Genomic DNA, 18452 nt, shown 5'->3' on the forward strand with positions numbered 1-18452 from the left:
CCATCCGCTTAGGAAGTCAGGGTTTTAGCATGCCGTCGTTCAACCCGCAGACCTATCTCATCCCATTAAGCGTCGAATCAACCAAGGCTTAATAAGCGGTAACACCGCGGCCGGCTGCATAGCTTTCGTATGGTCCATGCCGCATCCTCTTAGCATAGTTTTTCCCGCTATTCGTTGGGGCAGCCTCCGTTGGCCAAGTGGCCGGACCGTCTGACTTTCGTCTGTAAATATTTTTCGTTGAATTCGGATACGTCCCCCCACAACGAAATCCGCCGTTCCACGTTCATTCCGGCGCTCCGGAGCGCTTCAAGCTTCCGCGGGTTATTCGTAATAAGCGTTACCGGCTTATCCCGAAGCGCGCGAAGCACGGCGATGGCATCGCCGTAATGGCGGGCGTCGTCCGCAAAACCAAGCTTCAAATTGGCGTCCACCGTATCGAAGCCCTTCTCCTGAAGCAAGTAAGCCATCGCTTTGCTGAACAGTCCGATGCCCCTTCCTTCATGATTGGCCAAATAAAACAAGGCGCCGGCGCCATGGTCGGCAATCATTTGAAGCGATTGATGGAGCTGGTATCCGCAGTCGCACCGTTTGCTTCCGAAGATGTCGCCGGTATGGCATATGCTGTGGAGACGGACGTAAACGCTGTCCGCTTGTTCGAAATCGCCGTAAACAAGGACGCTGGATTGCTGCATTTCGGCCAAGTTATGATCGGAAAGCTTCCGGATCATCGATGCCAAGTCGTGCGCGCGCTCCTTGCAATTCAACCAGCAATACCATTGAAATACGTATGTTTCATCGTTCAAGTTGATGGGAAGCCGAATCGGGCCCACCAAATAGATGAATTTGTTATGCCTTTCAATCTCACGGATTTTATGCCGTAGCGCATCGATGACGCTCTGATCCATAAGTCCCCTCCCCAAACCGTTTCGTTAGCGACGCTTCCCGAACTAAACTTATTTCCTTCGTGTCGACTTAGTGTGCGCAGCCCGTTGCCGCCGTATTCCACGTATGGCGGAGCCGCATCGATGCCACCCTATTGACGAAAGGAGCTGTGATTCATGACGACCTCGAAAAACCGCCGGGAAAACCGTTGGCATCAACGCAAGCATAATCAGAATCCCCATGGAAAAGTAAAGTCGTTCGATGAGCTGGCGGCCGGCCCTTCGGCATCCCGGACCCCAAAAGACGAGTTTTAACGCCATCATTTTCAATCCTTCATGCAAAAAAACCTTCAATTCCGCTCTATCGCGGGATTGAAGGTTTTCTCTTTAGCGATTTATCAAGCCGATTAATCCAAAGCGCCGTATCTCTTTCCGGGCTGGGATTTACTTCCCCCCGCCGCTCGCATGAACGGCTTCCAGGCCTGCATTAACGGACTTCATGATTGACACCATATCGGTATAGGGCTGATCCTGCTGGTTGACGAGCCCGGTATTATAATTTTCGCCGTCCGAACGTCCGGTAACCGCTTGGTCGTAATATTTGAACCAGCCCGATCCGACGAACAGCGGATGTGCCGCCTGCCTTTCCACGAACGACTTAAACGCTTTGCCCCGGTCCGCTATCGTCGCTACGCTCGTGGCTGCGTTGACCGACGACAAGCCGCGGCCGTTTGCGCTGAAGGCGAATTCCAGGTTCAACAGCGGCTTGCCGAAAGCCGCGTACCTTGAAATCCAGCTTGGGTCGTTCGCGTAATAGTCCACGGAAAAAGCGTCTACATACGGCATGGCTGCCGAATCCCAAGCCAGACTGGTCCGCCAGGTAGGAACGACGGAAGCCCCAAGGAATAAATGATTGCCGTCGTACTTATCGATGATGCTGTTTACGGTCGAGAAGTATGTCCGGGATGCAACCTTTATAAAGGCCGATACGTCCGCATCCGGTACCTTGTCGATCGCGATGGATAGATTCTTCAATGCCTCAAACGACCCCGCCTTCGTGCCGAGCAGCCGGTTGACGGCGGCAATATCGTTATTGTACCGGGGAGCCAAAAAATCGACGAAGGCGCTTTTGGCCTCAGACGTTGCGTCATATGTCAAAATCTCTTTGACGATATCGGCGTTCCAGCCGGCCTCGTTATCGTACGTGTAGCCGATCAGCCACGGATCGTTTTTCGCTTTTTCCAACTGCGGTCTCAACGCGGCTTCGATCTTGAACGGCGTCTCCGGGTCGAACACGTCGTAGGTCCATAGAATCCGCTTTAAGCTCGCCGGGTCCTGCAATACGTGAATATACGGGAACGTGACGTTATAGGGCCTGGTCCATTTGCTGAAGGCGTTGAAGCCCCAATCGATCAGCCGTTTCTTGGTGATGTCGCCCCATTTCGCCTCATAATCGCTGCCGTATTTCCGCATGACGTTGGCGACGACGAAGCTTACTCTTTCGCCGCTAGAGTCCTTCGCGTACGCGGGAGCGTAAGCGTCCGGATCGGGCAGCTCCTCGAATACTTGCCTTGGGGTAACGCCGTCCTGCTTCTTGAGCGGGGTTCCGTACCCGGGCTCCCACAGGCTTGCGGCGTCCACGCCCTTCAGAATAAATTTAAAGCCGTCCGGCGTAATAAACCACCACTTGCCGTCGATCCGCTCCAGCCTGAAATAGCCGGTGGCGGCGTATTGTCCTCCAGCCTTGATGCCGCCGTATGGATCGTATCGATCCGGATCCAGCGCGACGTTTGCGAGCGCGGCCGATTCCTCCGCGTATTCCTTCCGCAATTGCGCGTCGCTCGTCACCTTGCCCGCCCATGCTTCGTAAAGCCATTGTCCGTATCTATCGACCATCAAAGCGTCCTTCTGCAGCTCGGCCTTCATCTGCTGGGCGGAAAGCGCCGGCCCGGGATCATGTCCCGTGTCTCCCGTGCCTTGATAGATTTCGATTCGGGGAAGCGGAATATGCTGATAGGAATGGGACCGCTTAATTTCGACCACAATGTATCTGGCTATTTTGTTCCCCATCGGGATTGTCGCAGCAAAGTTCAAATCCGATCCGGCTTTCACCTGCTTGCCCGCGATAGTGTAGCGATCGGATACAGCCTCGGGACGGTATCGGACCGTAAGCTCCTTAAATCCCCAATAGCTGTTGGGCGCATTCATCGCGATATTGATATTTTTGATCGGGTAATCTTTCAACAGATCGATGGCGACTTGTACCGTTCCTTTGGCCTTCGCGCTTCCCATCCATCCCCCGTAAGCGGTCGATAATCGGCCAGGGACGGCGCCGTTAGCCGAGGAAATAAGCCCGGTTGCCCCTTTATCCGGAGCTTGGCCCGCATCCGGGGCGGGGCTATAGTAATAGTTCCAGCTTCGGAGAGCCTGGTCTTGTGCCTGAACGCCTTGAGCGGGAACGAATGACGCCGCCACGGCTAACGCCACAAATAACGTCCACAGCCTCCCTTGATTCCTTTTGCTTATGTTCCGCATCGATAACCACCTCAACAGTAGTCATCGTCATCCGGAAGCAGGTTCATTAGCCCTAGAGCGGCATATTCGCGGGATAAACCCCGATTTAAAGCAAAAATGATTCTTTAGTCGCAAGGATGACGCAGGCTTGTCAGGAGCTTGCCATTCTCAAGATCAGCTAAAAAGTCCGATCCGATTTTCTTTTTCTCTTCTGGGGGCCTTTAGCCTAATGCGCGTAAAAAAAGCTGCCGTAACCGCAAGTAAGCGGACGGCAGCTTCGATATCGCAAAGCGGGGTTCAACCGTGATTAGGAGACGACATCATAGCCTTGCTCTTCGATCGCTTCCTTGATCCGGTTAAGCGTTACGGACGATTCGTCGAATCGTACCTCTACCTTGCCGGCGGCCAAATCGACCTTGCCGGTTGCCCCGACATTCGACAGCGCCTTCTCGACCGCGTTAACGCAATGGCCGCAAGACATTCCTTCCACCTTCAAAGTCGCGTTCGTCATTTGCCGTGCACTCTCCTTTATTTCATCAATTTATGAACCGTCGTCAGCAGCTCGTCGATTACTTCGCTTTCCCCTGCTTGAATCCGTTCGATTACGCAGCTCTTCAAATGCCCTTCGAGCAGCAGCTTCCCTACGCTGTTAAGCGCCGATTGAACCGCCGATATTTGATTCAGGACGTCGTCGCAATACGTGTCCTTCTCGATCATTGCCTTCACGCCGCGAATTTGGCCTTCGATCCGGTTAAGTCTCGATATCAAGTTCGCTTTCATTTTGTCCGAATGATGGCTTTTTCTTTCTTCGCCGTTATGGCACGCGTCGTGCGATTCGCCGCAATGCGCCTGCTCGGGCGCTTCCAATGATTTTTCCATCGCCATACCTCCCGGGGGTATCATCTAATACTGTTATCATATCATACCCCTATAGGGTACTCAAGCGGAACGGCGCTAACCGTTACTATTTTGCTGCGGCCTGCATCTTTTCAATCCTTTACAGCTATGTTACGATCCTCGTAGCCGAGTCATGACTTTTATTGCCGGATGGCTGTCCTGACGCTCATGCCGCTTTCCCGGTCCATGCTCAATCTATTTTTTGCATAGTTTTGAAAGCGCTAACTTCATCTATATAAGTTGAACTGAACGTTGACACGCATTCCATTCCGAAAGGGATTCCCTTGAAGCTTCGGACAGCTGGTTTTAAGTTTCTTTCATGGAATTGGCCTTCGGAATATAGGTTCCGTTAGAACGGACATTGTTTTACAACGGAATTTGTCCCGGGTTAATATCCCAATAACAAATATCCGTTACGCTGAACCGTAAACGGTCTATTCCCCAAAAAGCGAAAATAAGTTATGCAGCTGCTTCCAACTGCTTTCCGGGGACCCCTATCACCGCCGTGAAGAAGATGTCCATTTTAACCAGAGAGGATCTGATTGTAATGCCAAACTCCCAGCCAATCAATTTTGCCCATCGGGGCGCTTCGGGTTATTGCCCGGAAAATACGATGGCCGCGTTCGCCAAAGCTTTGGAGCTTGGGGCAAACGGCATCGAAACGGATGTGCAGATGACCAAAGACGGACGCCTCGTCCTGATCCACGACGAAACGTTGAAGCGTACGGCGGGAGCGGACGTCTGGGTGAAGGACATAACGTTCGATGAGCTGCAGAAGCTGGACGCCGGCAGCTGGTACGACGAACGGTTCGCCGGAGAACGGGTGCCTGCGCTCGAAGAGCTGCTGGAGCTTGTACGCGGCACAGATACGATCGTAAACATCGAGCTTAAAAACGGGCTTGTTCCGTACCCCGAACTGGAAAGCAAAGTCATCGCCGCAGTTCGGGAATTCAAATGGGAAGATCGCACAATTATTTCCAGCTTCAACCACTATTCGCTTGCGTTGTGCAACCAGCTGGCCCCGGAAATCGCGACGGGCGTACTGTATATGGAAGGCTTGTACCGACCGTGGGAATATGCGGCCGCTTTCGGAGCCTCCGCGCTTCACCCTTACCGTTACACGGTTAAAGCGGAATGGGTTGCCGAAGCCGCCGCCAAAGGCATAAGCTGCAATCCATTCACCGTCAACGAGCCGGATGAAATGATCCGGTTAATCGAAGCCGGCGTATCGGGAATTATAACGGACTACCCCGACCGGCTTGCCGCTTTGCTTCGCCGAAACTAAACCGCTTATACTTGGCGTTCGCGAGCAGCCGGTCAGCCGGCCTCCGATCCAAGCGTTCATGTGCACGATTAAGCTTATCCTCTTGATTTGGTTTGCCTTTCCAGCCTTCGGAAGCTTTGTCTTCCGAAGGCTTTTTTTGCCCGCTTGGTGAATACCCGCCGTTGCCAAAAGACCAATATAAAACAGAACGACGGAAAAGACACGATGGAGGTATTCCCGATGACGAACCAACAAACAGCGCCGCAGCAGCCGAAATTCCCGCCCCAGCACCAGAATCGCCAGCCCGGCATCGAATCGGAGATGAATCCGCTGCCGGTTTTTCAATCCGACACGTACAAGCCCGCGGGCAAGCTTGCGAACAAAACCGCCGTTATTACCGGCGGAGACAGCGGCATCGGGCGAGCCGTTGCCGTTGCTTTCGCCAAAGAAGGGGCCAATGTCGCCATTGTATATTTGGATGAACATGAGGATGCCGCGCTGACGAAAGCCGAGGTCGGAAAAGCGGGGGCGAAATGCCTGCTGCTGCCGGGCAACATCGGCGACGAGGTGTTCTGCACGAACGTTGTCCAGCAGACGATACAAGCTTTCGGCGGCTTGAATATCGTCGTCAACAACGCCGCCGAGCAGCATCCGCAGAATAAATTCGAAGACATTACGGCGGACCAGCTGATGCGTACCTTTAGCACGAACGTCTTTGGCATGTTTTATATGACCAAAGCCGCCGTGCCTTACCTCCAGCCCGGTTCGGCCGTCATTAATACGACTTCGATTACGGCTTACAAAGGAAACCCGACCTTAATCGACTACTCCGCAACCAAAGGCGCCATGGTTTCGTTCACCCGCTCCTTGTCCGCGCATTTGGTTTCGCGCGGCATCCGGGTCAATGCTGTAGCGCCCGGCCCGATCTGGACGCCTCTTATTCCTTCGACGTTTCAACCGCACGAGGTCGAAACGTTCGGCTCCGACACGCCGATGGGGCGCGCCGGTCAACCGTTCGAGCTGGCGCCGGCTTACGTCTATTTGGCCTCGGACGATTCCAGCTATGTAACGGGACAAGTCCTGCATGTAAACGGAGGAACCGTAGTCAACGGGTAAGTGCTTACGGGGAAGGCGGCGCCCACGGCTGCCGGACCGTCCGGACGGCCGTCCCCCGCTCGATCGCCTCGCGCATCATAATCGCCAAATATTGATCTTGCGCCGCTTCCGCAAAGCTATAAAAGGACGGGCCGCCTTGGGCATAATCGCCCATGGCCTGCAGCACGGCGGCCATCGCCAGCTCCTCGTCCGACAGGCGGGCAGGGGCAAACGGATTGCGGTACAGCCACCGTTCGCCGGCCAAAATGCCGACGTGATGGTAGCCTTCCAGATTGCCGTCATGGCCGGCATCGATTCTTTGGAGCTCCGAGTATACGGGCGTTGCGTAATCGCTCATATAGCGGATCCGATCGTCCGCGATTTCGCCGCGGCTGCCTCTTACCAGCACCCTTCCGCTTCGAATCCAGGAAAAATACTGCTCGCGCGTAAAATCGTAAACCGCCGATTTGCCGCTCTCCTCAAAGCGAAACGCCGCAATGTCCTGAAGCTGATCGACGAACTCTTCCGCAGCCGGCGGCCCTTGCCGGCTTGGCCCCTTCAGGATGCGCGAGCCGAAACGGCTTCCTTGAATAACGGCATCCTCGAAGCCGACGCCAAGCAATTGCCGGATCAAGCTGACGCCATGATAATCATGAGCGGCCGACACCTGCGCATGCCATAGATCGCCCAGCTTGCCCGAGCGGGCAAAGGCCAGGCGGGCGGCATGCTTCGGCTGAAAAGCATACTGCTCGGCCACTTGAATGCGTGCGCCTTCGGGCAGCTTCCGATAGAGCGCCAGCAGCGCTTCCAGATCGGCCGCGGGCGGCGTTTCCGCCAGCACCGGTATGCCGCGCACGGCAAGCTCGGACATGAAATCCGGGCTTACGGTCCGCGGGACCGACAGCACCGCGAACGAACCGGACGCATGAGCTAGAAGCTCGTCCATCGTCCGATAGGTCCGGACGTTATATTTATTTTCGAGCCGCGCACCTTTCTCCGCATCCCGTACAAACATTCCGGTTATTCGAAAAAAATCGGGCAGCGCCGCGGCAATGCGAATATAAAATTCAGCTCGCCAGCCGCCGCCGATAATCATAAACGTAACGGGTTGTTTCGCCATTTTATCTCCTCCCAGCAACATGCCTCTAGTATAGCCCTGTCCCAACCCATTTCGCAAAAAAGAAAAATCCGACGGCAGCGGCAAGCCGGTCGGATTCGTTCAAAAGTATTTACGCCGAGATCGTTTGCGATTTCGAAGCGGCGCAAGCCTCCTGCTGTTTGGCGCGTATATAAGCTTGCAGCGGGCCTTGGTAGACCAGCTCAAGCAGCGGCGTATGCGGGAAATCGCCCGGACGCACGAGAAGCGGCGATTTGTTGACCAGATAAACGCCGCTTCGTTCAAACACGCTTGCGACGAACTGGGAGCAAAAATAAGCGTATTCCCTTTTCATCTGAATATTAAACAAGACGGCAAGAATGCCTAGGAAATTATAGCGGTATTGCGATTGATTCATTTCCATATGCTCGATCAGCAGCCTCATCTGGGCATATTCGGCCTGCGTGACTTTGCAGCGGTATATGGCGCATGTGGCCTGCTTGAACAACGGACCGCGCATATCTTCCTTTACGAACCCGCCGATGAACGGGTTGTTCGGATTTTTGCGCCCAAAGCTGTATACTTCGTTTAATTGCTCGTCAAACGCAATCGAGGCATGATTTAACGGGTCCTTCGTAAAATACTTGATCGTCCTCGTAAACAAAGTCCCCGTATCCGTCAGAACGACAAACACTTCCAATTCCTTCACTATCTTAACCTCCATACAAGCCGCAACGGCGCTATCGTCCTGCCCCGAGACGATAGAAGCTCCGGCAGTAAAATTTACGCTGTCTTATAGACGTACAACTTCTATATGACCAACAACCGATGCTTATACATTACCTTACAATGCCAAACGATTAAACCAACCTAAGTAGAGAAATGTCCTCGACTTTGGTCCAGTTGTAATTCCTATTCTACCGAAATATTCCAACCCTCTCAACCGGAGGCCCTTTCCATACCAGAAGATCTAATAAGTCCGTTTGCAAGAGGAAATGTGTCGAATGGTGGAGAAAAATAGTGGATAATGTTGTATTTTTATGGTATGTTGTTTGTGTAATTATAACAATTTAATAGGAAGGATGAACTAATCATGACAGCAAACGCACTTATGCAAACTCAAATCATCGAAAAAGCATGGCAAGATGAGGACTTTAAACAACGCCTTATCTCCAATCCGAAAGAAACGTTGAAAGAAGCTTTCGGCATTCTTTTCCCCGACTCTCTTAAGATCAAAACAGTCGAAGAATCGACAGATGAAATTTACTTAGTTATTCCTCGCAATCCCGCTGAACAATTCGAAAATAAAGCTAGAATGGCCGCTCCATGGGACTGATTAAGGGAGCTAATTCCTAGATGAAATTTGTTGATCAATATTGCAGCGAATGGAACATCTTATACGAGCAAGCTTTGGAGCTTGTTTCGAAATATAAGCATCCTCTGGATGCCAGAGCCAGACTTTATTTAGATCAGAGCCTCAATCCAAAAGAAAAAGACAATAAAAATTACATCTCATATCTACTTCCTTACTGGATGACAGATATATCTGAAATACATCATGATATATGCAGAAAAATTTCATTAGCATGTGCTTTTGGCATGCTTTCTTTTTTTATCCAGGATGATATTATGGATAACCCTAATTTTCAAAGTAAGGAAGACATCGTAGTTGCACAATTGTTTACCTTCGAAATGAACCGCTTGTTTCATGAACTGTTTGAATCCGATTCTCCCTTCTGGCAACATTACAGACGGTATGTTGAGGAGTGGGCCGATGGCGTGAGCAACGAGTCCGACGAAGACTATTTCATAAAGTCGCCGCTCCTAGTCTCAAAAAAAGCAAGCCCTGTCAAATTAGGAAGTACCGCGGTACTTTTGCTTTCAGACCAAGCGGAGATGGTTCCCGTCGTTGAAAAAACAGTGAACTGGACACTAGTCTCTTTGCAAATGTCAGATGATTGGGTGGATTGGCAAGAGGATTTTAATAATGACGGCTACAATTGTTTGATTTCTCATATTATTCATACTTATAAACCATACGCACCCCTCGATGAGAAAAAGATAAAAAATTATTTATTTGTACAAAGTGCACTTGACTCGTATGCAAATATAGCAGAACTAAACTTAAACAATGCCGTTTCCCTTGTCCCCGCTTTGTCAGACCTTCATGCCTTTCATAGAAGTTTAGTCATCGGATTGCGTGAAACAGCAAATGAAATCGAACAAAATAAAAGGTCTATGCTATCAGGAGGATTTTACTATTACGTGAATAATTCAACAAATCAATAGTGCTATTCTACCATTTTCATGATAAAATATATCTGAAATAAATCATTTCAGCCTGTTGAGAGGGTGTTATTCACATGTCAGTTGAAGAGGTTCGTAATCAAATTATTCAAAAAGCATGGGAGGATGAACAATTTAAAGCGAGATTGCTTGAAGATCCCAGATCAACGATAGAAGAAATGTTCGGTTATTCGCTACCTTGGGACATTGAAATTACTGTTGTAGAGGAAACCAATAAACACTACTACATAGTTATTCCTCCTAATCCGGCCGATACAACAGAAGAAGCTTCCGTTATGGTTACTCCTTGGAACTAATAATAAATGCGGCTCATAAGCGAAGAGCCGCATTTTTTAAATTTTTAACATTGGAAATTTTAATGTGACCTGAGTCCCTTTACCTTTTACACTATTATATTCAACATCTCCATCCATGGACTTTATAATATTGAATGAAACCATTAAACCTAAACCAGTGCCACTATCCTTTTTAGAAAAATAGGGTTTACCAAGTTGTCTTAACTCATCTTCAGTCATTCCTTCTCCGTTATCTTTTATTACAATATAAACTTCTTCCAAATAAATATATCCGAAAACTTCAATTTTCCCTTGATTGGGCAAAGCTTCGATACTGTTTTTAATAATGTTAATTATTGCTTGTTTAAATTTTGACGATACTCCCCTTATCCATAATTTTCCATTAAAATGAACCTTGAAACTTCCGTTGTTTTGTCGAGCCATCGGTGTCAGTATATCGATAATATGTTGAAATTCCTCATTCAAATTTAAATTAGTCATCTCTTCTTTTTGAGGTTTTGCAAAAGATAAAAAATCGTTGATGATTTCTGTAGCCCGATCTAGTTCATTTATGGCTAATGCCATATAGTTCTTCTCATTTAATTGAATGTTTTTTGAGCCAATTAACTGGAGAAATCCTCTTGTTACTTGCAAAGGATTGCGGACTTCATGGGCAACGGAAGCAGCGAGTTGGCTTATTACTTCCATTTTTCCGGATTTCTGCAATTCAATATTGAAAATTTCTAACTGCTGTGCGTACTCAGACGCTTTCCGGAAATTATCGTATATCATCTTGCCCAATACATATATAAAACATGATATTAGCACCAAAGCTCCCCACTTCCAAAAATAGAAGCGATGGTCTTGACCTTGTAAGTAAAACCAAAAAAGTTCCGTAGAGCAAATAACGAGAAAAGCTAATAAACCTCCAGAAATAATGATAGCATAATTATTTTTTTGTATAGATCGGACAAGCAGTACAGCGGCTATAACGATTACACTTGCTAACAACAATAGCAAATATAAAAATGTCATGAGGTGATACATATAACCGAAATATTTACTTTTAGTAATGATATCGAAAATAAAAGCAATTACATTCAAGACTCCTACGATGCTCGCTATTTTTATAAATTTGGAAATAATAGATTTTGGTCCTCTTCCAATAAAAGCTTCGAGAAAAATAAATAAAGAAATAGGAAGAATATTGGTCGATTGATCAAAAATATTCGTCCATAATTGTCCAAATGAGTCACGGTCCAAATAAGGAATTGTCCCATCCCCAATAATAATCAAGCCTGTTGTTAATATCAAGATTGCTAAAGAACTCCAGGCTTTATGAAAAGATCTCCCTATAAAAAGGAGACAAAATAACATCAAAAGTGATATTAGAATTAACGATGACCCAAGAATAATATCCGTTAGAATTGGTGTTAAATATTTTTTTTGCAATACCCTGTATTCATCAAAAATAATATTTTTAACAAGGAATGATTTATTCGGGTAACTTAAAAATACAAATAATTCTTTGTTAGAGTCCTCTGCCGTTAATGATAAAAGAAGCTTTCTTCGAGTTTGAACATAATCTCTTTCAGACGAGTATATTTCTTCCCCGTCGATATAAGCGTATAAATTTTGACCAATGATCTCCTTTATGTACAACCCCGTTCGGTTACTTTCAATCGCAGGCAGCTTGATTTTGATCCATGCCGCGCGCACGTGTTCCGGCACCGGGTGCTTCTCCCCCGCATGGACGGGAAACCAACGTTGATGTTGAAGCGACGAGAGCCTGTCCGCCTTCGTTGATAAATCCGGACGCTCCTCCGCCCAGCTCATTTGCCACTCCGTAATGACCGTCTCTTCTTGTCCGTCTGCCGCAACCGCGAAGGAAGGCCGCCAAACGGTCGCAAGCGCAAATAGCAGCCAAAAAATCAACGATAAACGCCCAAAACCTTTCATGCCCGCTCCTCCACGATGGTTAAATATTCCTAATTTAATCTTACCACCATTCGACAAACTTCGATATATCCATTTTGCTCTTTCGCCATAATCATGATTAAAAACTGCAGCGGCTGGGTAAATAAAAAAGGAAACGGAAATGACCGTGCCAACCCTTGCATTCGGCATCGGTATAGGCGTCACAATTTGGGAGGAGGATTATTCCTTGGCAACAGAGACGACGGCAAAACAAACGGTACAGCAAGCTTTGAACCTGCAGGTGGCCAACTGGTCGGTATTGTACACAAAGCTGCATCATTACCATTGGTATGTAAAAGGATCGCATTTCTACACGCTGCATGCCAAGTTCGAGGAGCTTTACGACGCGGCAGCCGATTATGTGGACGAATTGGCCGAGCGTCTGCTCGCGTTAAACGGCGAGCCGGCGTCGACCATGAGGGAGCAGCTGAACGTCGCGACGATCAAGGAAGCGGCCGGAGGCGAAACCGCCGAGGAGATGGTCACGCAGCTGATCCGCGACTTCAAGCAGATGTCGAAAGAGCTTTCCGCCGCGATCGAAGCGGCCGATTCGGAAGGCGACCAGCCTTCGGCCGATATGTTTACGGGCATTCAAGCTTCGGTCGAGAAGCATATTTGGATGCTTGCGGCTTTTGTCGGATAGTTCGCATTCGGTTCATTCGCACGCAAGCAAAAAAACCGCGGGTATAAGCCGCACCCGCGGTTTTCGCTATGTCCGTTTAATCGTCCTCCCAACGCTTGGAGTACGCTTTTTTGGTCACCCACAACGTCAGCCAAGTAATCACGACGACGATAATAACGGCGCTGATCCATACGCCCGCCGGAACTCCCATCCGCTCCCGATCCTCCCGTCATTAAGCTGCAGCTTGTATTAGCTCCTATGTTATCACAAGAGCGGCAACAATATGAGCAAAACTTCTATCGAAGTCCTTCGAGGATGAGTGGCCGCGGTTTCGAAGCCCTCCGAGGATGAGCGGCCGCGTTCACCCCTTCACCGAACCTCCGAGCAGCCCGCGAACGAAATAGCGCTGCAGGGCGAAAAACACGGTCAGCGGCATCAGCATCGAGACGAAAGCCGCGGCCGTAAGCAAATGCCAGTCGTCGCCGCGCGACCCGACAAGGCCCGCGATCCGCATCGACAGCACCTGCACGTCCGGCTGGCTGCCGATAAAGACCAGCGACACGAGATAATCGTTCCACACCCACAGAAATTGAAAGATGCCGATGGATGCGATAGCGGGTACCGACAAAGGCAGGATAAGCCGCGTAAATACGGTAAAATGGCTGGCGCCGTCCATAAAAGCCGACTCGAACAGATCCTTGGGCAGCTGGCTGATAAACGTGTACATAAAATAGATCGTAAGCGGCAAGCCAAAGCCCGTATGGGCGATCCATATGCCAAGGTATGTCCCGTTCAGCCCAAGCTTGCCGTAATCCTGGAGAATCGGAATAAGGGCCACCTGCAGCGGCACGACCAGCAGCATGATGACGGCGACGAACATCGAGCGCCGCAGCGGAAACTTGAGCCAAGCGAACGCGTAAGCGGCAAACGTCGCAATAAGAATCGGAATAACGGTGGAAGGAACGGCCACAATAAGCGTATTTCGGAACGCCTGGGACAAGCCGCTTCCTTTTTCCGTTTTGACCGAGCCGTCCGGCATCGTAATGTTGTACGTCTTCCCCGTCAAGACGTTGTCGTAGTTGTCGAGCGTAAAACTCGCGTTAAACGTCCAGTCCCTCTCCTGCACCTGCACCGTCCTTGCCCGACGGTTCTCCCATATGAGCCGACGGCCGTCCTCGGTCGCCGCCCCGCTTCTCAGCTGATCGTCGGTATACGCGACACCGTTAATCTCGATCGGCTCGCGCAGGTCGGTCTCCTTCGGCAGCTGCATCGTTTCTACCGTCCGATAAGCTTTGTGCGGGAATACCGTCCACCACCCCGTCTGCAGGATGTCTGCCGCCGGCCGAAAGGAAGAGACCAGTAGCCCGACGGTCGGGATCAGCCAGATGAAGCAGATGAAGCCGAGAACGAGGTTAATGACGGTTTTGGACGCGATTTTTTTACGTTTGTATCCCATCATAGTCCCCCCTGCTTCCGAATCTGCCTCAAGTTGAAAATAATGACCGGAATAACGGCGATGAGCAGCACGATGGCGAGCGTGGACCCGTATCCGGCATTGCGGTACATGAAAAATTGCCGGTAAAACTGCGTCGCGACGACCTCCGTATCGTATTGGCCGCCGGTCATAACCATGACGACGTCGAAGATCTTAAGCGTAAAGACGATAATCGTCGTAGATACCGACAAGATCGTTGGAGACAAATACGGCAGGATGATACGGAAAAAAATGCCCGTTTCGCTTGCCCCGTCCACACGGGCGGCTTCGACGATATCGTCCGGCACGCCTTTGAGCGCGGCGGAAAAAACGACCATCGCGAATCCGGTTTGCATCCAGACGAGTATCGCGATCAGAAACAGATTGTTCCACGGCTGCAGCATGCTCGTGAACGCCTGCGGCTCGCCGCCAAGCGCGGTCAGAATCGCATTCAGGAGGCCGATCTGCTCGTCGCCGGGCTTATAGAAATAAATGAACTTCCAGATGACGCCCGCCGCCACGAAGGAAATCGCCATCGGCATGAATATGACGGCTTTGGCCAGCTTCTCGAAGCTGCTGCGGTCCGCCAGGACCGCGATTAGCAGTCCCAGGCAGATGCATGCGGTCGCGCCGAACGCGACCCAAAGCAAATTGTTGCGCAGCGCCGTCAGCAGCAAGCGGTTAAAGATAACGGCGGCATAATTCGAGAAGCCGACGAAATGCTCCGAGCTTTCGTCCATAAAGCTCATATACAAGGTGCGCAGCGTCGGCACGAGCAGCAGCCAGCCGAGCAGCAGGGCGGCCGGTCCGACGTAGACGTAAGGCAAGATCCGTTTCTTCCACCGCTCCGGGTATTGCTCGACGGCCCAGTTCAGCGACCAATAGAGCCCATATACCCCTAGCACGCCCCACAAGATGGCCAGCGCCGCAAAAATCCACGAGGGCAGGTCCGCATCCCGCAGCAGCAGAAACAGGCCGCTGTGCGCGAGCGCATTGGCTGCGATAACCGCGGTGGATTTCAGGACGAGCGCCGGCTTGAATTTGGAAGATGCTGCTGCAGGCTGCATACGAATCCCTCGTTTCTTGGATTATTGGTTAAAGCCCGCTTGGATTTCCTCCAGCGCTTTATCCAGCTCTACCGTTCCGCTGACGTAGTCGGTCATGCCTTTCCAGAACGTCCCTGCGCCTACCGATCCCGGCATCAGGTCGGAACCGTCGAAGCGCAGCGTCGAGGCGTCCTGAATAAGCTGGGCCATGCGACGCTCGACGTCGCTGGTGTACCAATCCAGCGGCGCGTCGTTCATCGGCGCGATGACGCCGCCCGACTGCACCCATGTCTTGATCGATTCTCCCGTCGTGAAAAACTCCATAACGGCGCGGACTTCCGGCCGGTCGTTAAACATCGCGTAGATGTCCCCGGCCACGAGCACCGGATTGCCGTATTGCGGGTCGATCGGCGGTAGATAGAACCAGTCGTAGTCTTCGCCCGGCTTCGAGCCTTCCGGGAAGAAGCTGGTAATGAAGCTTGCCTGCCTGTGCAGCCAAGCCTTCGGCGGATTTTCGAACATCGGGCCGACGGAGTCGCCGAACGCCGTCGTGACGACCGACTTTGTTCCGCCGTACACATAGTCCTCGTTCAGCCAAATTTCGGACATCTTTTCGACGGCGTTTTTGACGATCGGATCGGTAAACGGCAGCTCGCCTTTCACCCATTTATCGTAGTTTTCCGGCGTCGTCGTGCGGAGCATAATGTCCTCGATCCAATCGGTAGCCGGCCATCCCGTCGCCGCGCCGCTTTCGATGCCGATCGCCCAGGCCGGGTCGCCGTCTTTGGCGATTTGTTCGGTTAGCGCCAGAAGCTCATCCCACGTTTGCGGTATCGTATAACCCGCTTCCTCGAACTGCTTCTTCGGGTACCATACCAAGCTCTTGACGCTGCTGCGGTTCCATACGCCGCTCATGATTTTGCCGTTTGGCCCTTCCATCGTCGCCATGTCCAGCCAGCTTTGATTGTAATTGGCCTTCAGCTTCTCGGCATCGAGGAACGTCGTTACGTCGATCACTTTGCCCGTCTTCACGAAGCTTTGCAGCAGGCCGGGCTGCGGAAAGTCCGCGATATCCGGCGCGTTGCCGCCGTCGACGCGAATCGCGATCGTCGCTTCGAACTCCTTGGAGCCTTCGTATTGAATATCGATGCCCGTCTTCGTTTCGAATTCCTTGATCGCTTCCTCGAACTTCACCTGATCGACGTCGACGAACGGCCCGAACATCGTAACCTTCGTGCCTTTGTACTTGCCGGCGTATGCCTGTTCCAGCGGGGAACCGTCCGCCGGTTGCTCCGGCGAAGCCGACGGGCTGGCCGATGCCGATTCGCTCGGCTCCGGGGTCGGCGCCGGCGTGCCGGAAGCGCCTCCGTTATTTCCACCGTTGCCGCCGCTGCATGCGGACAGCAGCAGCGCCAAGACGAGAACCAATGTGCCGATCATGGACCTTGTTAATCGTTGTGCCCGTTTCAAACGAACCATCCCCTTCATCGATTAATGACCCTTTCGTGCAAAACCGTTTCCGTTCGGTCTCATTCGTGCCCGGCAGCCGGATTTTCATTGCGCGGCCTATAAGTGACGACTGGCAGCCCGCGGCGCAATCCCCCCTTTCAATAAAGTTCGGAGCCTTCCATAACGTTTTTTGCATTTATAAATTGAAAACGTTTTCAAATTCACGGCCCGAACTTATACATCGGTTTATTCAAGTTTGGTGTATTCGTTACGGTTGATTCGGAAGTTAGACTCGGAAATTTGGCATGAACTTGGAATTTAATTTGCTTTACCTAGCGAGCAGAAGTTGAAACGTGTCGTTTTGCATTTAAGCGGAAGGATGAAATAAACCATATGCGGATCAGAAACTATCGTTCGTTCGGATATCAATGGTTTTGCGGTTTTCCCCCGAACCGCCGGGCGGCCCCGTCGATTCGCGGACGATAAGCCGATGAGGCACAATGTCGCGCAGCGTCTCCAGGCTTTCGTTCCGGACAAGCCGATGAAGCTTGCTGACGCCGGCATACCCGATCTCGTACATCGGCTGGGCGATCGTCGACAGCCTTGGAATGGACATGCGGGAGAGCCTAACATTGTCGAAACCGATGACGGATACTTGATCGGGAACCTTGATGCCGCGGTCATGAAGACAGGAGATGACCCCAAGCGCAAATTCGTCGGAGCAGGCGAAGACGGCCGTCAGCTGCGGGTAACGTTGGAACAATACGTCCGTCGCGGCGTAAGCTTCTTCAAACCAATGCGTGGCATAGACGACATGGTTCTTGCTCCCTTCGAGCCCCGCTTCCTCCAAAGCCCGCGCATAGCCGCGGTATCTCGGCTCGCCGGATATCGGATCCGGCAGCGTAAAACAGACGATGCCGATCTCGCGGTGTCCAAGCGCGATAAGATGGCGGACGGCCTCGTAGGCCGCCTGCTCTTCGTCCACCTTCACCGAAGGGATGCCGTATTCGCGGGATTCGGTGGAAACAAGCACGACCGGGACGCCGCTTTTGCGGATCGTCTCGTAATAAAGAGCCGTGACGTAATCGCTGGCGAAGAGCAGCCCGTCAACCTGCTTTTCCCTTAAATCTTCGATATAACCGACAACCCGCTCCGGATCGCGGTCCGTGTTGCAGATCATGAGGCTGTAGCCGAATTGCTTGGCCGCCTCCTCCATCCCCCGGATGATGTCCCCGTAATAAGGATTTCGGATATCCGGAATAAGCACGCCAAGCGTGTTCGATTTTTTGAAAATAAGGCCTCGTGCGAAGCCGTTCGGCTGATACTCCAGCCGGCGGATCGCCTCCAGCACCCGCTCCCGCTTGTCGGGAGCGACCGCCTCCGGCATGTTCATGACTCTCGATACGGTGCTGATCGACACTTTCGCCAAACGGGCGACGTCTCGAATCGTGGTCGAATTCATGGCAGGCCGTCCTTTTCGGGATTTGAAAACCTTTTCAACACCTAGTATAGGCTCGCAATCCCGGTTTTGCAACCGTTTTCTTTTGTCGAATAT

General features: G+C 51.2%; 18 protein-coding genes and 1 pseudogene. 7 read left to right on the forward strand and 12 right to left on the reverse strand.

Annotation, left to right across the window (positions count from 1 at the left end; genetic code table 11):
• Positions 1–57: 57 nt before the first annotated feature.
• Positions 58–156, reverse strand: a pseudogene (locus tag ACFSW5_RS09715) (alpha/beta hydrolase); the annotation flags it as partial.
• Positions 157–167: 11 nt separating this feature from the next.
• Positions 168–905, reverse strand: a complete 738-nt coding sequence (locus ACFSW5_RS09720; protein ID WP_379272039.1) for a GTP cyclohydrolase II — start codon at positions 903–905, stop codon at positions 168–170.
• A gap of 153 nt (positions 906–1058) precedes the next feature.
• Here ACFSW5_RS09720 and ACFSW5_RS09725 point away from each other — a divergent pair, with 153 nt between their 5' ends.
• Positions 1059–1196 carry a DUF6254 family protein gene (locus ACFSW5_RS09725; protein ID WP_379272041.1) on the forward strand — a complete coding sequence of 46 codons (138 nt, stop codon included), beginning with the start codon at positions 1059–1061 and terminating at the stop codon, positions 1194–1196.
• Positions 1197–1325: 129 nt separating this feature from the next.
• Here the strand turns inward: ACFSW5_RS09725 and ACFSW5_RS09730 are convergent, their stop codons facing one another.
• The 3 genes from ACFSW5_RS09730 to ACFSW5_RS09740 all read right to left on the reverse strand — a co-directional run bounded on the left by ACFSW5_RS09730 (position 1326) and on the right by ACFSW5_RS09740 (position 4274).
• Positions 1326–3416: a hypothetical protein gene (locus ACFSW5_RS09730; RefSeq protein ID WP_379272043.1), complete on the reverse strand. Its 2091-nt coding sequence runs from the start codon at positions 3414–3416 to the stop codon at positions 1326–1328.
• A 286-nt stretch (positions 3417–3702) separates the two neighbouring features.
• The gene (locus tag ACFSW5_RS09735; RefSeq protein WP_379272046.1) at positions 3703–3906 is read right to left on the reverse strand and encodes a copper ion binding protein; all 204 of its coding nucleotides are present in this window, start codon (positions 3904–3906) and stop codon (positions 3703–3705) included.
• Between the two features lie 17 nt (positions 3907–3923).
• Complete coding sequence (locus tag ACFSW5_RS09740; RefSeq protein WP_379272048.1) at positions 3924–4274, reverse strand: metal-sensitive transcriptional regulator; 351 nt, start codon at positions 4272–4274, stop codon at positions 3924–3926.
• A 565-nt stretch (positions 4275–4839) separates the two neighbouring features.
• Between ACFSW5_RS09740 and ACFSW5_RS09745 the strand changes: the two genes are divergently transcribed.
• Both ACFSW5_RS09745 and ACFSW5_RS09750 read left to right on the forward strand, forming a co-directional pair.
• Entirely contained in the window at positions 4840–5577 is a 738-nt protein-coding gene (locus tag ACFSW5_RS09745; RefSeq protein ID WP_379272050.1) for a glycerophosphodiester phosphodiesterase, read from the forward strand.
• Between the two features lie 219 nt (positions 5578–5796).
• Entirely contained in the window at positions 5797–6672 is an 876-nt protein-coding gene (locus ACFSW5_RS09750) for an SDR family oxidoreductase (RefSeq protein ID WP_379272052.1), read from the forward strand.
• 4 nt (positions 6673–6676) lie between these two features.
• Here the strand turns inward: ACFSW5_RS09750 and ACFSW5_RS09755 are convergent, their stop codons facing one another.
• Together ACFSW5_RS09755 and ACFSW5_RS09760 are read right to left on the reverse strand one after the other, a co-directional pair.
• Positions 6677–7771: a Gfo/Idh/MocA family oxidoreductase gene (locus ACFSW5_RS09755; protein ID WP_379272054.1), complete on the reverse strand. Its 1095-nt coding sequence runs from the start codon at positions 7769–7771 to the stop codon at positions 6677–6679.
• A gap of 109 nt (positions 7772–7880) precedes the next feature.
• Complete coding sequence (locus tag ACFSW5_RS09760; protein WP_379272056.1) at positions 7881–8456, reverse strand: hypothetical protein; 576 nt, start codon at positions 8454–8456, stop codon at positions 7881–7883.
• A 384-nt stretch (positions 8457–8840) separates the two neighbouring features.
• Between ACFSW5_RS09760 and ACFSW5_RS09765 the strand changes: the two genes are divergently transcribed.
• The 3 genes from ACFSW5_RS09765 to ACFSW5_RS09775 all read left to right on the forward strand — a co-directional run bounded on the left by ACFSW5_RS09765 (position 8841) and on the right by ACFSW5_RS09775 (position 10350).
• Positions 8841–9083 (forward strand): NHLP leader peptide family RiPP precursor, encoded by a 243-nt coding sequence (locus ACFSW5_RS09765; protein WP_379272059.1) that lies wholly within the window; start codon positions 8841–8843, stop codon positions 9081–9083.
• Between the two features lie 20 nt (positions 9084–9103).
• Positions 9104–10036, forward strand: coding sequence for a hypothetical protein (locus ACFSW5_RS09770; RefSeq protein ID WP_379272061.1), 933 nt, complete (start codon positions 9104–9106; stop codon positions 10034–10036).
• A gap of 74 nt (positions 10037–10110) precedes the next feature.
• On the forward strand, positions 10111–10350 hold the full coding sequence (locus ACFSW5_RS09775; RefSeq protein WP_379272063.1) for an NHLP leader peptide family RiPP precursor: 240 nt from the start codon (positions 10111–10113) through the stop codon (positions 10348–10350).
• Between the two features lie 36 nt (positions 10351–10386).
• Here the strand turns inward: ACFSW5_RS09775 and ACFSW5_RS09780 are convergent, their stop codons facing one another.
• Positions 10387–12456, reverse strand: a complete 2070-nt coding sequence (locus ACFSW5_RS09780) for an ATP-binding protein (protein ID WP_379272065.1) — start codon at positions 12454–12456, stop codon at positions 10387–10389.
• A gap of 37 nt (positions 12457–12493) precedes the next feature.
• Between ACFSW5_RS09780 and ACFSW5_RS09785 the strand changes: the two genes are divergently transcribed.
• Complete coding sequence (locus tag ACFSW5_RS09785; protein WP_379272068.1) at positions 12494–12949, forward strand: Dps family protein; 456 nt, start codon at positions 12494–12496, stop codon at positions 12947–12949.
• Positions 12950–13289: 340 nt separating this feature from the next.
• Here ACFSW5_RS09785 and ACFSW5_RS09790 read toward each other — a convergent pair whose 3' ends face one another.
• The 4 genes from ACFSW5_RS09790 to ACFSW5_RS09805 all read right to left on the reverse strand — a co-directional run bounded on the left by ACFSW5_RS09790 (position 13290) and on the right by ACFSW5_RS09805 (position 18359).
• On the reverse strand, positions 13290–14384 hold the full coding sequence (locus ACFSW5_RS09790) for a carbohydrate ABC transporter permease (protein ID WP_379272070.1): 1095 nt from the start codon (positions 14382–14384) through the stop codon (positions 13290–13292).
• Positions 14384–15469: a carbohydrate ABC transporter permease gene (locus ACFSW5_RS09795; protein WP_379272073.1), complete on the reverse strand. Its 1086-nt coding sequence runs from the start codon at positions 15467–15469 to the stop codon at positions 14384–14386. The genes ACFSW5_RS09790 and ACFSW5_RS09795 overlap by 1 nt, the downstream gene beginning before the upstream one ends.
• A 21-nt stretch (positions 15470–15490) precedes the next feature.
• The gene (locus ACFSW5_RS09800; RefSeq protein ID WP_379272075.1) at positions 15491–16918 is read right to left on the reverse strand and encodes an ABC transporter substrate-binding protein; all 1428 of its coding nucleotides are present in this window, start codon (positions 16916–16918) and stop codon (positions 15491–15493) included.
• 379 nt (positions 16919–17297) lie between these two features.
• Entirely contained in the window at positions 17298–18359 is a 1062-nt protein-coding gene (locus ACFSW5_RS09805; protein ID WP_379272078.1) for a LacI family DNA-binding transcriptional regulator, read from the reverse strand.
• Positions 18360–18452: the final 93 nt, after the last annotated feature.

The sequence above is a fragment of the Paenibacillus thailandensis genome (assembly GCF_042685365.1).
Classification (GTDB): Bacteria; Bacillota; Bacilli; order Paenibacillales; family Paenibacillaceae; genus Paenibacillus_AP; species Paenibacillus_AP thailandensis.

What these genes read in the sequence shown, in the direction of transcription:
- ACFSW5_RS09720 (WP_379272039.1), bottom strand. Translation starts at nt 905, where the DNA reads ATGGATCAGAGCGTCATCGATGCGCTACGGCATAAAATCCGTGAGATT.
- ACFSW5_RS09725 (WP_379272041.1), top strand. Translation starts at nt 1,059, where the DNA reads ATGACGACCTCGAAAAACCGCCGGGAAAACCGTTGGCATCAACGCAAG.
- ACFSW5_RS09730 (WP_379272043.1), bottom strand. Translation starts at nt 3,416, where the DNA reads ATGCGGAACATAAGCAAAAGGAATCAAGGGAGGCTGTGGACGTTATTT.
- ACFSW5_RS09735 (WP_379272046.1), bottom strand. Translation starts at nt 3,906, where the DNA reads ATGACGAACGCGACTTTGAAGGTGGAAGGAATGTCTTGCGGCCATTGC.
- ACFSW5_RS09740 (WP_379272048.1), bottom strand. Translation starts at nt 4,274, where the DNA reads ATGGAAAAATCATTGGAAGCGCCCGAGCAGGCGCATTGCGGCGAATCG.
- ACFSW5_RS09745 (WP_379272050.1), top strand. Translation starts at nt 4,840, where the DNA reads ATGCCAAACTCCCAGCCAATCAATTTTGCCCATCGGGGCGCTTCGGGT.
- ACFSW5_RS09750 (WP_379272052.1), top strand. Translation starts at nt 5,797, where the DNA reads ATGACGAACCAACAAACAGCGCCGCAGCAGCCGAAATTCCCGCCCCAG.
- ACFSW5_RS09755 (WP_379272054.1), bottom strand. Translation starts at nt 7,771, where the DNA reads ATGGCGAAACAACCCGTTACGTTTATGATTATCGGCGGCGGCTGGCGA.
- ACFSW5_RS09765 (WP_379272059.1), top strand. Translation starts at nt 8,841, where the DNA reads ATGACAGCAAACGCACTTATGCAAACTCAAATCATCGAAAAAGCATGG.
- ACFSW5_RS09770 (WP_379272061.1), top strand. Translation starts at nt 9,104, where the DNA reads ATGAAATTTGTTGATCAATATTGCAGCGAATGGAACATCTTATACGAG.
- ACFSW5_RS09775 (WP_379272063.1), top strand. Translation starts at nt 10,111, where the DNA reads ATGTCAGTTGAAGAGGTTCGTAATCAAATTATTCAAAAAGCATGGGAG.
- ACFSW5_RS09780 (WP_379272065.1), bottom strand. Translation starts at nt 12,456, where the DNA reads ATGCCGAATGCAAGGGTTGGCACGGTCATTTCCGTTTCCTTTTTTATT.
- ACFSW5_RS09790 (WP_379272070.1), bottom strand. Translation starts at nt 14,384, where the DNA reads ATGGGATACAAACGTAAAAAAATCGCGTCCAAAACCGTCATTAACCTC.
- ACFSW5_RS09795 (WP_379272073.1), bottom strand. Translation starts at nt 15,469, where the DNA reads ATGCAGCCTGCAGCAGCATCTTCCAAATTCAAGCCGGCGCTCGTCCTG.
- ACFSW5_RS09805 (WP_379272078.1), bottom strand. Translation starts at nt 18,359, where the DNA reads ATGAATTCGACCACGATTCGAGACGTCGCCCGTTTGGCGAAAGTGTCG.